At 66.3% G+C, this 300-nt stretch carries 1 protein-coding gene; it reads right to left on the bottom strand.

Features of this window, described 5'->3' with window-relative positions:
• On the bottom strand, positions 1-300 hold a 300-nt coding region (locus tag HB675_RS25715; RefSeq protein WP_213881969.1), incomplete at both ends, for an immunoglobulin-like domain-containing protein.

Consider the following 300-nt stretch of genomic DNA (forward strand, 5'->3'; position numbering starts at 1 on the left):
GGTCAGGGTCGCGGTGTAGGTGATCACGCCGCCTTCGGTGACGCTCGGCGTGGCGGCGAGGCTGACGGTGGTGGTGTCGATGGAGTCGGCGACTTGAGTCACCGCTGCCGTGGTGCTGGGCACCAGGTTTTCGAAGTTGCCGCCGCTGGCTGCCGTGATGGTGGTGCTGACGGTGTGGGCGTCGAGGTAGACGTCGTTGGCGGCGGTGGTCACATCGACGGTGCCGGTGGTCTTGCCGGCGTCGATGGTGATGGTCTGGTTATTGGACAGGGTCACGGTCACTGCGGTTTGCGCAGCGGC

The organism is Pseudomonas sp. dw_358 (genome assembly GCF_018449655.1).
Taxonomy (GTDB): domain Bacteria; phylum Pseudomonadota; class Gammaproteobacteria; order Pseudomonadales; family Pseudomonadaceae; genus Aquipseudomonas.